The sequence below is a fragment of the Salinibacter sp. 10B genome (genome assembly GCF_002954405.1).
Classification (GTDB): domain Bacteria; phylum Bacteroidota; class Rhodothermia; order Rhodothermales; family Salinibacteraceae; genus Salinibacter.
In genome coordinates this window covers 58592-71626 of the sequence record NZ_MQWC01000005.1, presented here as the reverse complement: position 1 = coordinate 71626, position 13035 = coordinate 58592, and the positions used below count along the sequence as shown (strand labels likewise).

The window sequence follows — 13035 nt, the reverse complement described above, 5'->3', positions numbered from 1 at the left end:
TCGGAGGCCATGACGCTCATCATCTGCTCTGCACCTGTCCCAGCGCTTGGCACGCCCCGAGTGGACGCGACGTTCGGGGTTGATTGCTTCTGCTTCTCTCAGGGCGCTTTTCGATTCCCCCCAAACCCTCGCAGATCCGCCCGGCCGTTCTACCTGACCTTTGCCTTCCCAGTTATGAGCGATGATCAGCGGTTTTAATACGCAGCCCTCCGAAGCAAGAGAGCTCCAAGCAAGAGAGCTCCCCCAAACCTTCATTATCCCCCGATTGCCCCTGGTAAAATCAGCTGTCTACCAGAGGGTAACTGATACGGCCTTGGTGGTGAGAGGCCAATCGACTTTGCAGAAAACGAGCCGGGGGCTCGGATGGTCCGCAACGTGCCTCACAGCACCAAGCACGGCATTCCATCGTAGCCGCTTTTCAAGAGTGATTCTTCGATGATCCAACCTGCGGACGTTCCTCTTCCCTGTTCACCGAAGCCCGACGCCTCGCCATTTTCTTCCCCGGTCCGAGAGGCACTCGCAGATGCGAAACCTGCTCCTGAGAAGATGTACTCAGATCGTCTCAAAAAGCTTATCGTCTACGGCTCTCATGCACGTGGCGAGGCCCGCCCTAATAACGACATGGACCTTACCGATTCGAGATGGATCGGTGTGATTGTACTCAAGGGGAAGGTCCATCCAGACGAGAAGGCCCGTCGCACCACCATCGCACATACCGATTGGTAATTTGCCCTGCCAGCGAGCATGGCGTGGCCTCCCCCCTCTTTCTCCCTCCCGCGGAATCCATCGTGGACCTCTTCGAGCGTGTCGAGAATCCGCTGCGTCTTTGCCCCTCGCTAGTCGCGAACACTCACCCGGTCCTCAAGCTCCTCGTAAGCGGACAGGAGCATTCCGAGGAAATAGTCGGTCCAGGGCCAAAGATCGTGCTTCGCCTCATGCCACCCTTGGGATGAACGGGACAGGGCGTCATAGTAGCTTTCCTGGCTGTCCTCGACAATAGGTTCCAAACTGATGTACTCCCCCACCCCGTAGTCGGCCTTGTAAAGAAGCAGGAGTGTCAGAAGGCGGGCCATCCGACCGTTGCCGCTTTGAAACGGGTGGATGCACAAAAAGTCGAGAACATACGCTGCAATGAGAAGAAGCGGATCCACTTCCCCCTGCGTCCACGCCCGAGCAAATTGGGCGTGAAGCGTTTCCATACACTCAGGCGTTCGGTGTGGAGGCACGGTTCGGAACCGAACCGCCTCCGTGCCGTCGGGATGTTCTTCAATGATGTTGATGCAGGCCGACTTCCAATCTCCGCCGCCGATGCTGGTGTACTTGAACAGATCCCGGTGAAACTGTCGCACAACGCCATTCGACAGCTCAATGCCTTCGTGATGGGTGTGGATGGTGTGCAAAACGTCCCGATAGCCCGCAATGGCTTGTTCAGAGCGCGTTTCCGGAGCCGCGCTTTCATCCATCAGTTTCTTGATTCGCTCTGGAGCTGCCTCCATCCCTTCCATTCGATTTAAAGACTCGGCGCCCCGGACGACTGCCCCCTCCTTCAACGTATCGAGCTCCTGGCGGGCCTGCTGCGTGTACAGCTGTTCCCGTCCCCGGTACTCATGCAACCGGCCTACCGATCGGATGAGATCATGTGTTAGCGGCAGGGCCGGAAGGCCCTTCTCTTCAAAAGATTGCATAAGCGGAGGGAGAATTGAGCTGGACTGTCGCCCGGTTGGGTTTATTGTCACTACGTGGTGACAACACTTGCCACTACCCCGTGTGGTTTCTTTGAGGTGGGCGTCGAACGACCTGGAAATAGCAACCAACAGCCTCGCCTCTCACACAGGCCCCAACCCATCAAGCCGGTCGAAATGGGATTCCAGATGCCCGTCGATCCGGCTTCCGAGGGAGGTGCCCTCCTCACCAGTACGCTCCTCCTCATCGGTAGGCTCCTCCTTTGGGTCAAGCCACCGAGAGGGCGAGTAGGCCAGCGGGTCGCTCCGCCTCTCCTCCTTCATCTCGCCCAGGGTAGCCTGTAGGGATTCAGCCCGGTGCTTTGCCCCAAACACGTCCCGCACGAGACCCCGCCGGAGGTTGTGCTGCAGACGCCGATAACGGTGGGTTAGGACGAGCCAGTCGGGAAGCTCCACAAAGCCGACCGCTTCGTGCCACGCTGCGCTCTCGCGGTTGGCAAGCAGGTATCCGCTGCAGAGCGTCACTCGGTGATTCGCACCCGCTTCTTCCTTCAGGCGGCGAGCCCCCCGATGGACGAGCGCCCTGGCTACGCCCCTCCGGCGCAGGTGCCGGCGCACGCACAAGAAGTCGATCAGCGGCCGGGTCTTGGCCTGGTTCACGAGAAGCTGCGAGATCGCCCCTCCAATGCGCAACAAGGGACGCAGGGTGAAGGGCTTCTTCTCCGAAAAGCCTGTCGAGACTTTTACGCGCGTCGTCGCGGATGTCCTCTATGGCCCAGCCGTAGTAGTCCAGCGTCCGGGCAAAGGCGTTTACCCAGAGGGATTCGAGGTCCCCAACAGGCGTGCCGGCTGCCGAATCCATCTCCACGTCGTCGGGCAACGAACGGTCAGTTTGCTCCACGATCCGACCTGTGGGCGCCGCGACGATGGCGTGTGCCGAACGCTGCACGGAGATGTCCGCCCGCCCATTCACGTACTCGTATTTGAAGCCGGGCACGTGGTAAAGGTCGCGGAAGGTCTCGATCGGCATCGGCTCGCCGTCGAGGTCGAGAGGAGAGCAGCAACTACGAAACATGTGATCGGGATGCACTTCTTTCTGGTGACATCCTTCGGCTTAGGAAGCGCTCAACGCTTCGGGGCCATTCTTCCACCGAGGTGTTCTTTTCGAATCTTCCGGGCGATGTTCAGCCCCCTGGGATCTGCCAGGGCCACGAGATCGGCATAGACGAGAAGAGGGGGCACGCGGTTGGCGGTGGCCCCATCTGGCCTTAAGTCTTCCGGGTCCCAGAACATGTCAAGGATCTCAATGCCTCCCTCCGGATCCGGCGCTGCTTCGAGCCTTTCGCAGACGGTAGACGTTGCCTCACGGGTGTAGAGCGTGAGCAGTGCCGGGCAGAACGTTCCGGTCAGAAGATCGGCAGTCGGCTCCCCGCCCCATTGCGTCGACCCAAGACCTGAAAGCTGGTTCTGCCAGCCTCCCTCTCCTCACTCCGTGCGGGCGGAATCGCCTTCGCGAGACGGGGATTCCACCGACACTGTCTTCGAGCGTAGATCCTCGTCGGAGTCGACGGTTTTGAGCGGCGCCCACAGCAGGCCCGCAAACCGCTGGTCCTCCGGCGCGTCCCACCCGTCGAGCCCGAACTCCAGCGTCGAGGGATCCTCACGGAGTCGAAACGTGCGGCCCAAACGGTCCCAGAAGGAGAAGAGCGAGCTGTAGTTCGAGTCCGTCTCCGGCTGCCAGCGCGAGTGGTGCACCTTGTGCATGTTGGGCGTCACGATAATCGCACGCAGGGTGCGGTCGAGGCCGGCGGGCAGAGCGATGTTGGCGTGGTGGAACTGCACGACCGCAAACATCGCCGTTTCGTAGAGGACCAGTTCCCAGAGATGCACGCCGACCAGGACGATGACTCCGAGCCGCAGGAGGGACGAGAGAATAATCTCCCCGACGTGAAAGCGACTGGCCGTTGTCACGTCCATCTTCGGGTCGTGGTGATGGACGCGATGAAACCGCCAGAAGAACGGAATCACGTGGTTGATGCGGTGCCACACGTACATCCAAAAGTCGAGCAGCAGCACCGCCCCGAGGGCGTGGGCCCAGGTCGGCAGGCCCGCCGCGGCCTCCGCCCAGTGGAGGAGGCCGATGCCCTGCTGGTCGGCCCAGAGGGCGGCTGCCCCCCACAGCCCGACGAACACCAGAGAGATGACGCCCGCGTTGAGCCCGCCCAACAGCAGGTTGCGAAGGGCGTGCACGCCGCGCTCCTTGGGTGCCTTTCGAAAGTAGTCGAAAAACGGGTGGGCATGCTCCCAGAGCATCAAGGCCGCCAGCCCCGCGAGCATGGCAATGGTCTGGGTCTGTTGCAGGGCGTCGAGAAGAGCAGGCATGGATAACGATCGTGATTCGAGAGTGAGGAATAGCGCCGTAAGTGATCCGTACCTAACCTCAGGCTACTCGGAAGCCGTTCGGTCTCCAGTGTCTACAGCGTGAATGGGACGCGCCACCGCTGCGGTGTAAAGCCCACCGAGGGAAGATTTGCGAGGAGTCGCGACCTCAAGGCCGGCCTGAGAGAGTAAGGGATCGAGCTCGCGGGTGAGGTCAGAAAACAGGAATCGAGCGAGTGGGTTGAGCGCACGCCGGAGCAGGGACGGCTCCGTTCCCGAAGGAACGAACTTGTCGTAGATCGACACGCGTCCGTTCGGCGCAAGGACGCGGGCCGCCTCGGCGGCGGCAGCTTTCGGATCCGGCACCACCGAAAGAATGAGGTGCAGCAGAACCACGTCGAACGAATCGTCCTCGAAGGAAAGTGCCTGCACGTCTCCAACCTGTGCGTCCACGTTCATGTCGAGCGCTTCCGCTTTCGATGTCGTCCGACGCACCATCTCCGGGACTACATCGACCGCGGTGATTTCGGCCTCCCGCGGAAGATATTCCAGGTCGGAGCCGGGTCCGCTTCCGAGGATCAGGATGCGGTCGTCGGAGGAAGGCGCGACCTGCTCGATGGCCCGCTTGCGGCCCTCTTCGAGTGGCCGGGCGACCCAGTCATAAATCGGGGCGTAAAGCTGGTATCGAGTCCGGTTCCACCAGCGCATCCATCCAGGGGAAGCGGTCGGCGAACGCACAGAGTCAGACGTCATGGCGTTATCAGCTCCTTATGCGAAGTACAATTGTAGGACAGGAGGCTCTCAGTCATTCGGCGCCCAACTCGCTCTCTTCAGGTCGCGTCGCAGAGACATGCGTGCCGAATTCCGGATGCGTCTCCTCCATCCGCCACAGAACGTAAATGCCGGAGACAAACATCGCCCCGGCCACCCCATAGAACGCCGTCTCGATCGAAGAGAAGTCTATGGTGAGTCCGATGAGAATCGCCCCCACGGCATATCCGAGGTCACGCCACATGCGGTAGACGCCGAGCCCGGTGGATCGCCAGAGCGGATGGGAGGCGTCGCTTGCGACGGAAATCAGGTTGGGATAGTGCAGCGCCATGCCCACCCCCGACAGGCCGGAGAAGAGAATCCAAAGGGCATACCCCTCCACCAGCACCATCCCCAACACACCGGCCCCTGCAAGAAGAAGCCCACCGACAATCGGCGGCTTGCGTCCAATCTGGTCTCCGAGGCGGCCCGTGTACACCTGGAGGAAATAGGACCCGCTGTGCACGCCGACCACGACCCCAATCTCGGCGGGGCCGAGGCCGTGTCCGGCCAGAAAGATGGGCACGGCGATCCACAGGAGCGTGTCGACGAAGTTTTCGACGTGCCCGGCCTGGGCGGCGGCCAACAGCGTACGATCCTGGTAGGTGGCCCGCTTCACGATGTCCCAGAACGGCAGCTCAGCATCGTCGCGATCAGTGCCGGCCCTCTTATCGGCCTCGGCCTGGGCATACGGAAGCGTCTCCTCGATCAGGAATGCGGCGATCAGGAGCGCGAGGGCAATCACCCCCAACAGGAAGTAAAACGGCTCCGGGCGGAGGCTGTAGTGGGCGGCAATCACGCCGGTGAGCCACGCCCCGATGGCGACGCCGGTGTAGCCGAAGGCTTCGTCAATGCCGGCAGCCAGGCCGCGCTCCTTCGAATCGGCCAGGTCGATTTTCGAAATCATGCTCATGCTCCAGGCGATGCCCTGGTTGACCCCGAGTAGGACGTTGCCGAGCGCGACCCACCCCCAACTCGGGGCGTAGATCAGCAGAAAGGGAATCGGCACCGCCGAGAGCCACCCGGCAATGAGCACCGGCCGCCGGCCGTAGGCGTCCGCCCACTTTCCCGAATAGAGGTTCAAGATCGCCTTCACGAGGCCGAAGCTCACCACGAAGGTCCCGATGACCAGAAACGACTCGACGCCGAAGATTTCCTCTCCCATGAGAGGAACCACGTTCCGCTCAGCGCCCATCGTGAGCCCCACCGCAAAGACGGTGAGGACCTGCAGGACGAACTGCTTCCAGTTGGCTCGTATGCCGTGAACAGGAGACTTCATGGAGCGCTTATTGACAGTATCGGTGAATGGAGCATCTACGGATTCCGGTTCTCCAAGGGCTGGAACGCTCCTTCTTTAGCTGACGGCACAGCGATCGCCCCCAGCCTCCAGGTCTACGAGATCTTCCTCAGAGGGCCACTCGCTGGTCGTTCTCGCTTCTATGCTCATGGATCAAGGCGTTCGTGATTATAGAAATGCGTACAACTCAGGAGTGGCTTGTCACCTACCTGAAGAAGATCCATCCAATGCCGACGGTGCCCCACGGATCGACAGGCCCGCTCTCGAAGGTGTCTCCACCAATGGTGATCGGCTCGCTATTCAGAGTGTACGAGCCCCCAATCACCCGGCTTACGTAGTGGTTGCCAAGACCCGGATACTACTGATACCCGCCCCGCACCCCGATCGAGTACCGAAGACGCTGCTCGCTCGTCCCGCTGCCCTGGTGGGCGAGGTCGAGGCGAACGATCCCCGTCTGGGACCAATGTAGAAGCCGCCGGAAGCCTCGCCGGAGAAACGCTCGAAGTGCAACTCGGCCCCCAGCGGGGAGGCGGTGAAGCTGTCGTTTTCGGGAAGGGATTCAGGGATCTCGAGGCCGAAGACTTCGATCTCGTACTTCCAACGGCCTGCATGGTAGACGTGCCACCCAGCACCGCCGAAGGCATAGGCCAACGGCTCGACTTCGAGATCGACGTGGCGAGCGTCCGTCTGAGCCTGAGCGGGGCCTACAAAGACGAGGAGTGCGGCGATCGTGAGAATTGAGGCAACCGACCTCATGACTTGAAATTGTTGATTTTACTGAACAGCGAACGGCGTTATAGCGTCAATCAGCCCCGGTGAGTGTTCAGTCAGCCTCAGCTGCCAGAACGGGACGAGTGTCATCGACGCCGGTACAATCAACCAGTCCGAGTAACGTTATTTCGAGTAACGCTATATCGTCGACCCACCCGTGGTATTCTTTGTCCTGGCCGACCGCTCTTGGGTGAATAGTACCCATGACGCTGCATCACTGTACTCAATTGAACAATTGAATATAAGACGTAAAGCTTCTCCACTTGTGGTAGGCTGAAGCCTGAATATGACAAACTACCCTCCGTGCTCGACCGATCGGCCTTCAACGAGCCAGTCCGGGAGGCCCTCCGAAAGACGCCGTGCATTGCGACCCTTCTCCTGGAGTTTTCGAACCGCGTCGTCGGAATAAACGCAGTACGGTCCTCGGCAATATGCGACAATGTCCCGGTCCTCGGGCAGTTCGTCCAGGTGCTCCTCCAGTTGGTCCACCGGAATCGAGCGCGCCCCGGGTATGTGGCCGGCCTCGAATTCTTCCTCCGGCCGCACGTCAAGGACGAGAACGTCGTCTCGCTCTAGGCGCTCCTCCAGTTCCTCTTGGGAAAGTGCCTCCATCTCGTCGCGGTCGGACAGGTAGCGCTTGACCGTTTCCTCAACCTCCGCTAGACGCGTCTCGGCGAGTGATCGCACCGCCTTCCAGGCGCGGTACACCTCCGGGTCGGCGAGCGTGTAGTACGCGCGGGTTCCCTCCTTTCGTCGGCGCACGAGGCGCTCCCCTTTCAGCACCTGCAGGTGGCGCGACGTGTTGGCCACCGACATCTCGGTCTCCTCTGCCAGCTCGTCCACAGTGCGCTCCCGCTGCGCCAATAGATCGATCAACTCCAGGCGAGAAGCACTGGAGAATGCCTTGCCCATGCGGGCGAACTGCTCGTAAATCTCGTCCTTGAACGCACGCTTCTGCTTATCTTCCATCACTCAATTAATCAATTGAATACAATCGTATTAGTACTAGAGACCAATCTGTGTGCGTGTTTCGCACCTCAACGAACTTATGCCCTTTACAAATGGTCATCATGCACTTTGGGCGGTAACAGCCCCAGCACACCGCTTCTCGTCGGCGTACTCCCAGAGCTTGAACGTTCTGACTTTGGACAACGGCCGGTTTTACAAGGCCAACAAGCTCACGATACCGGAGAACGTTCGGGTGATCTTTCTACCCCCCTACAGCCCGGAACTCAACCCTGTCGAGCGGTTCTGGGAGGACCTGAAAGATCACCTCGCGTTCCATCTGCACCAGACGCTCTCCAAGCTGAAAGAAAGGGTCAGCGAAAAGCTCCACAGCTACACCGACGAGGCGGTCCCGCCCCTGACCGGGTATCAGTATCTGATAGATACCTCGAATGCACAACTACCCTAAGTATTTGGTATTAGGTCGTCCCCCACCCAACGCGTCAACCATATTGCCAGCCTATTCTGTCAAGGATCCCCACACGGCTCGGGCGGCAGATGCATGCAGTTGAATGTCTCCGCATCGCGCAGGAGTCCACCCCTTTGTGGCTGCTCCTTTTCCTTACGATGAGAACTGCATTTCACTGGCAGCCAAGACGGAATCGTGGCTATATTGTACAAGTGTTTGAGCCCCAGTTAGGCGGGCCGCCCCAGTTGGAGGGGCCATCGCCTACAAAAATACGACGGCCGAGAACCCCGTCACTGAAGACCGCACTTCGGCGGGACCGTCCTGCTGTATCCTCGCCACCGCGTGACAGTGGCAGTAAGGAGACGAACGTCAGGAGCCGCGAGGGAACCTTATGTCAGATCTATTTCCGAATACTCGACGTTGTGAACCGAATGGCACGCGGTTTCGAAAGATTGCAAGCAGGCGAGCCCATTGGCAAATAGCAGCGGTCACCGTTCTAATGCTTGCGTTTTTCTTAAGTGGGTGTGTTCAATCGCCTGTTGAGCCACTCTCCTCTCTTGAGCACTTCACTGCGCATCTCAATCGCCGCGTCCCCGAACTGGTGGAGCAATACCAGATTCCCGGGGCAAGCATGGCCCTCATTCATGAAGGCACACTGGTATGGTCCGGCGCCTACGGCACCGCAGATGCCGGGTCGGGCCGGAAAATGACTGTGGAGGCGGTCTGCCGCGTGGAATCCATCTCGAAGTCGGTCACCGCCTGGGCCGTTATGCGATTGGTCGAGGACGGTCGAATCGATTTGGATGCGCCCGTGCATCAGTATCTTGAGGACTGGACGTTCCCGGACACGGAGTACGCCGCGCAAAAGGTAACCGTCCGCCAGTTGCTGAGCCACACGGCCGGTCTTCCCCTGGGCCCCATCGGAAAAGGAGCGGAGTATGCTCCTCAGAGCTCTCGCCCCTCCCTACGCGACTATCTGACCCGTGAGGCTCGGCTGATCCGACCTCCCGGCTCGGAATTCTTATACTCCAACGTCGGGTTCAACTTGCTTGAGCTCCTCATCGAAGAGGTGAGCGGGCGTGATTTCGCGACGCACATGGAAGAGGAGGTCTTAAGACCGCTGGGAATGCGTCGCTCCACATTTGCGTGGAGGGACTCGCTTCGAGAGTACATCCCGATGGGGTATGAAGGAGACGGCACGCCAGTGGCTCCGTACGTCTACCCGGTTCGGGCCTCCGGCGGATTGCTTGCCCCCGTCGAAGACATCGCCCGGTTTCTCCGCGCAGAGATGCTCTCCTTCGGCGACGAGATGGACGGGCTCCTCTCCCCCGAAAGTATTCGCATGCTTCATGCACCGCAGACAGACATTCCTGGCCTTTACGGAATTGTCGCGGATGGGTATGGATTTGGGCATTTCGTGGAAGTCCTTCCAGACAGCCGACAGGCCGCATGGCACGGGGGCCAAGGACACGGGTGGATGAGCCATTTTCATCTGGTTCCAGAATCCGGCGACGGCATTGTCCTTCTGACCAACAGTGAGCGGAGCTGGCCCTTCTTCGCTCACGTACTCACGGCATGGAGCACGTGGCGCGGCTTTGGGGGAGTAAAACTGGGTAGAATCACTGACGCAACGACGGCCCTTTGGGGCCTCATTGGGCTGCTGGTGATCGTTTCATTGTGGCTGCTATACCGCCTCGTCTGGGCATTGCGTACACAGGAGCGCCGGTTCGCGCCGCTGGAGCGAACGGCTTGGATACGACGGCTACTTCAGGCCGTGGGAGGAATTGCCGTGCTTGCTGTCGTTGGCTGGAGTGCCACTCAGCCCTATCTCATAGTTACATCGATTTTTCCCGCAACTGCCGGGTGGGCCGGCCTTGCTCTCTGCCTGCTTGCCGCAACGCTGATTGTGTCGGCTTCATATCCACGCCGTGCGCCGTCGGTCCCATGATCTTCCAGTGTTATGATTCTGCTTCTTGTCTCTTCGATACTTACCCTCATCGTTCTTCCCTCACTTGCCTTGATCTGGGTCGCGCTACGCAGCGAGTGTCGACTCCTTTGGGGCCTAAAGGCTGCGGCAGTCGGGAGCTACGTGCTCGCGACGTTCTACCTGGGCAGTTGGCACATGCTTTCCTATTACGGCCGGTACGCCCTCTTGGGGCTTTTTGTCGTAATGGCGGCGTACGGCGGCTGGCGCATGCGGCGGCGCATCTTTTGGACGCGGCCCGTGGGATGGCAGTGGACCGGCCCTTCCATTGCGGGGCTTCTCCTCCTTCTCAGCGGGACCGGCCTCCTAGAGGTCTATCAGGCGCACCGGGTTCCCGAGGATCCTGTACACCTGACGTTTCCGCTGCGTAGCGAGGCTTTTTACGTCGCGAGCGGGGGCAGTCAGTCGCTCATGAATCCGCACATGAAGGTGGGTGCCCCTAAGCTGCAGAGATGGCGCGGGCAACTCTGGGGACTCGATATCGTCCAGCTCTATCCCACCGGCAACCGCGCAAAAGGCCTGTACCCGACGGTGCTCGACCAGTACGCGATCTTCGGGACCCCGATCTACGCCCCGTGCAACGGAATGGTAGAGTCAACGGAAGGGAGTCTTCCCGACCTCTCCCCACCGACTCGCGATACCACTCGCAAGGCCGGCAACTACGTACTGCTCCGCTGCGCTCCCGACGCGTACGTGTTGCTGGCGCACCTGAAACGCCAAAGCATACAGGTGCAACCGGGCGATTCTGTGACAACGGGCACGCGTCTCGGGCAGGTCGGCAACAGTGGCAACAGCTGGGAACCGCACCTCCACCTCAGTGCACAGTCGTCGGTGGGAGAAACCACCATTCTGGATGCCGACCCGCGACCGATGACCTTCAACGGCGCATTTCCAGTCCGAAACGCCGTCCTCCGGCCGGCCTCTGGCATTTCGCCCGAACAGGAAGCGTTCGAGCCCTTCGCCCGTCCGGCTCCTTCCGTGTCTCTTTCCCCCAATTCCCTTTGATACAGATGCTTCGGTTCCTGAACCTGGCCGCCGCGGCCCTGCTTTTTCTTCACGGCCTCGTCCACCTCTTAGGCACCGCTGTATACCTCCGGCTCGCCGAGCTCCCCGAGTTTCCATACAAGACGACTCTGCTCAATGGATACTGGGACCTGGGCCCGGCGGGCATCCGAATATTCGGAATCCTCTGGGCCGGAGCCGCCATCGGACTTTGGGTCGGGGCCCTGGCCTTCCTCTTGGATTGGCCGAACTGGCGTGTTCTTCTCGTTGGGGTAACGCTCTTTTCTGTGGTCCTGACCGCCCTGGACTGGACCGTGGCTTACGCCGGCCTCATCGTGAACGTGGGCATTTTGGCTGCCCTTTTCCTCGCTCCGCGCCTGTAGAAAACATCCGCGCTGGTATTGCTTCACGCCGAGGCACTAACCTCTTCTTGTAGACGGAAGCACCATCTAGACACCCGCATATAGAGACCAGATCGTAGAAATATGAGCACACCCAACCGGCGAATTGCGGATCACCTATCGGTGGTCATTGCCATCCTGATGGTCTTGACATCCAGTGCGGGCCTGCTATTTCACGACCTATACCAGGACAATGCGCTCGTGGCATCGAGCTGGTACGGCAACGACCTGGTTACGCTGATTGTGGCGGCGCCGCTCCTCGTCGGTGCTCTGATTGGGGCCCGGCAAGGGTCGCGGAAGGCGTTTCTGGTGTGGATGGGGATGCTCGCCTACACGTTTTACAATTACGCCTTTTATCTCTTCGGGGCGGCGTTCAACAGTCTGTTTCTCGTTTATGCCATCCTCTACACGCTTTCCGGCTTTGCTCTCGTCTTCGGCCTGGCGTCTCTCGACGCGGAGGCCCTCTACCAGCGAGTGCAGCAGGGCTTTCCTGGCCGGTGGATCGGCGGATTCATGGTGTTTGTGGCGGTTGTCCTGGGCGGCTTCTACGTCGCCTTATCGCTCCAGTACCTTGCAACGGGAGAGGCCCCGGCCATGATCGACGCGGTTGGACTGCATACGAATCTGATCGCGGCCCTCGACCTGTCAATGGTGGTATCGGTCGCGCTGCTGGGCGGCGTATGGCTGTGGCGGCGGCGTCCGTGGGGGTTCGTCCTGGCGGTTCTCTGGAACGTGAAGGGCGCTGTCTACATGCTGGCCCTTTCCGCAGCGACCGGTGCGACAGTGGCGATAGGGCCCTCGGACGACTGGGTGCAGCTGACGCTCTGGGCGCCGATCGGGCTGGGCTGCTTGATCTGCAGCGTCCTGCTCCTCGCGTCCGTAAAACCGACAGAAGCAACATCGGAAGCGCCATCGACAGACGCCCACGAGTCTTCAAAGCACGCGGCCACGGAGGATGCGAACTAAGAGGAAGTGGGCGACCTCGGAAATGCAAAGTGCCACTCATCAAGCCCTCGCCGGCGTCCCGCTCGGCTTTCAGACGCCGTTGGATTGCTCCAACCTCGGCCCCTCTCCCCCCTGCCAAATGCTTCTTCTTGTTAATCCACCTGCATAAGAGGCGTTTGGGGCGGCAAACTTTGTTCTCTCCCACAGTCCCACCGTGGGTTTGGCCGAGAGGCCCAGCTCCGAAACCCGGCTTGAACTCCAGGACCCGGCTTGCGGTCTTGTCTCTGACGGACCGCTTTTCAACGCTCATTCCCCCTCCAGCACTCACCCCGGTGAGAGCGCTCTGGTAC

Annotated in this window: 13 protein-coding genes; 6 read left to right on the top strand and 7 right to left on the bottom strand. The window is 60.3% G+C overall.

What is annotated here, in order from left to right:
- Positions 1 to 546: 546 nt before the first annotated feature.
- Positions 547 to 726, top strand: coding sequence for a nucleotidyltransferase domain-containing protein (locus BSZ35_RS19345; protein WP_146110162.1), 180 nt, complete (start codon positions 547 to 549; stop codon positions 724 to 726).
- Between the two features lie 110 nt (positions 727 to 836).
- Here the strand turns inward: BSZ35_RS19345 and BSZ35_RS17900 are convergent, their stop codons facing one another.
- The 7 genes from BSZ35_RS17900 to BSZ35_RS17865 all read right to left on the bottom strand — a co-directional run bounded on the left by BSZ35_RS17900 (position 837) and on the right by BSZ35_RS17865 (position 7908).
- The gene (locus BSZ35_RS17900) at positions 837 to 1685 is read right to left on the bottom strand and encodes a Fic family protein (protein WP_105013972.1); all 849 of its coding nucleotides are present in this window, start codon (positions 1683 to 1685) and stop codon (positions 837 to 839) included.
- Positions 1686 to 1826: 141 nt separating this feature from the next.
- Positions 1827 to 2342, bottom strand: a complete 516-nt coding sequence (locus BSZ35_RS17895) for a GNAT family N-acetyltransferase (RefSeq protein ID WP_181149440.1) — start codon at positions 2340 to 2342, stop codon at positions 1827 to 1829.
- A gap of 825 nt (positions 2343 to 3167) precedes the next feature.
- A complete protein-coding gene (locus tag BSZ35_RS17885) occupies positions 3168 to 4064 on the bottom strand; it encodes a sterol desaturase family protein (protein ID WP_105013969.1) in 897 nt (298 codons plus the stop codon).
- 63 nt (positions 4065 to 4127) lie between these two features.
- Positions 4128 to 4814: a class I SAM-dependent methyltransferase gene (locus tag BSZ35_RS17880; RefSeq protein ID WP_105013968.1), complete on the bottom strand. Its 687-nt coding sequence runs from the start codon at positions 4812 to 4814 to the stop codon at positions 4128 to 4130.
- Positions 4815 to 4866: 52 nt separating this feature from the next.
- Positions 4867 to 6150, bottom strand: a complete 1284-nt coding sequence (locus BSZ35_RS17875; protein ID WP_105013967.1) for an MFS transporter — start codon at positions 6148 to 6150, stop codon at positions 4867 to 4869.
- A 348-nt stretch (positions 6151 to 6498) separates the two neighbouring features.
- Complete coding sequence (locus BSZ35_RS17870; RefSeq protein WP_105013966.1) at positions 6499 to 6924, bottom strand: hypothetical protein; 426 nt, start codon at positions 6922 to 6924, stop codon at positions 6499 to 6501.
- A gap of 309 nt (positions 6925 to 7233) precedes the next feature.
- Complete coding sequence (locus tag BSZ35_RS17865) at positions 7234 to 7908, bottom strand: metalloregulator ArsR/SmtB family transcription factor (RefSeq protein ID WP_105013965.1); 675 nt, start codon at positions 7906 to 7908, stop codon at positions 7234 to 7236.
- A gap of 79 nt (positions 7909 to 7987) precedes the next feature.
- Here BSZ35_RS17865 and BSZ35_RS17860 point away from each other — a divergent pair, with 79 nt between their 5' ends.
- The 5 genes from BSZ35_RS17860 to BSZ35_RS17840 all read left to right on the top strand — a co-directional run bounded on the left by BSZ35_RS17860 (position 7988) and on the right by BSZ35_RS17840 (position 12706).
- Entirely contained in the window at positions 7988 to 8353 is a 366-nt protein-coding gene (locus BSZ35_RS17860) for a transposase (RefSeq protein ID WP_105013964.1), read from the top strand.
- A gap of 391 nt (positions 8354 to 8744) precedes the next feature.
- Positions 8745 to 10301 carry a serine hydrolase domain-containing protein gene (locus BSZ35_RS17855; RefSeq protein WP_105013963.1) on the top strand — a complete coding sequence of 519 codons (1557 nt, stop codon included), beginning with the start codon at positions 8745 to 8747 and terminating at the stop codon, positions 10299 to 10301.
- Between the two features lie 12 nt (positions 10302 to 10313).
- A complete protein-coding gene (locus tag BSZ35_RS17850; RefSeq protein WP_105013962.1) occupies positions 10314 to 11342 on the top strand; it encodes a M23 family metallopeptidase in 1029 nt (342 codons plus the stop codon).
- Positions 11343 to 11347: 5 nt separating this feature from the next.
- Positions 11348 to 11722, top strand: a complete 375-nt coding sequence (locus BSZ35_RS17845) for an ABC transporter permease (protein WP_105013961.1) — start codon at positions 11348 to 11350, stop codon at positions 11720 to 11722.
- 102 nt (positions 11723 to 11824) lie between these two features.
- Positions 11825 to 12706 carry a hypothetical protein gene (locus BSZ35_RS17840; RefSeq protein ID WP_105013960.1) on the top strand — a complete coding sequence of 294 codons (882 nt, stop codon included), beginning with the start codon at positions 11825 to 11827 and terminating at the stop codon, positions 12704 to 12706.
- Positions 12707 to 13035 lie beyond the last annotated feature (329 nt).

Coding starts and splice junctions, on each gene's coding strand:
- BSZ35_RS17880 (WP_105013968.1), bottom strand. CDS start 4,814: ATGACGTCTGACTCTGTGCGTTCGCCGACCGCTTCCCCTGGATGGATG.
- BSZ35_RS17870 (WP_105013966.1), bottom strand. CDS start 6,924: ATGAGGTCGGTTGCCTCAATTCTCACGATCGCCGCACTCCTCGTCTTT.
- BSZ35_RS17900 (WP_105013972.1), bottom strand. CDS start 1,685: ATGCAATCTTTTGAAGAGAAGGGCCTTCCGGCCCTGCCGCTAACACAT.
- BSZ35_RS17885 (WP_105013969.1), bottom strand. CDS start 4,064: ATGCCTGCTCTTCTCGACGCCCTGCAACAGACCCAGACCATTGCCATG.
- BSZ35_RS17850 (WP_105013962.1), top strand. CDS start 10,314: ATGATTCTGCTTCTTGTCTCTTCGATACTTACCCTCATCGTTCTTCCC.
- BSZ35_RS17840 (WP_105013960.1), top strand. CDS start 11,825: ATGAGCACACCCAACCGGCGAATTGCGGATCACCTATCGGTGGTCATT.
- BSZ35_RS17845 (WP_105013961.1), top strand. CDS start 11,348: ATGCTTCGGTTCCTGAACCTGGCCGCCGCGGCCCTGCTTTTTCTTCAC.
- BSZ35_RS17875 (WP_105013967.1), bottom strand. CDS start 6,150: ATGAAGTCTCCTGTTCACGGCATACGAGCCAACTGGAAGCAGTTCGTC.
- BSZ35_RS19345 (WP_146110162.1), top strand. CDS start 547: ATGTACTCAGATCGTCTCAAAAAGCTTATCGTCTACGGCTCTCATGCA.
- BSZ35_RS17860 (WP_105013964.1), top strand. CDS start 7,988: ATGCCCTTTACAAATGGTCATCATGCACTTTGGGCGGTAACAGCCCCA.
- BSZ35_RS17855 (WP_105013963.1), top strand. CDS start 8,745: ATGTCAGATCTATTTCCGAATACTCGACGTTGTGAACCGAATGGCACG.
- BSZ35_RS17865 (WP_105013965.1), bottom strand. CDS start 7,908: ATGGAAGATAAGCAGAAGCGTGCGTTCAAGGACGAGATTTACGAGCAG.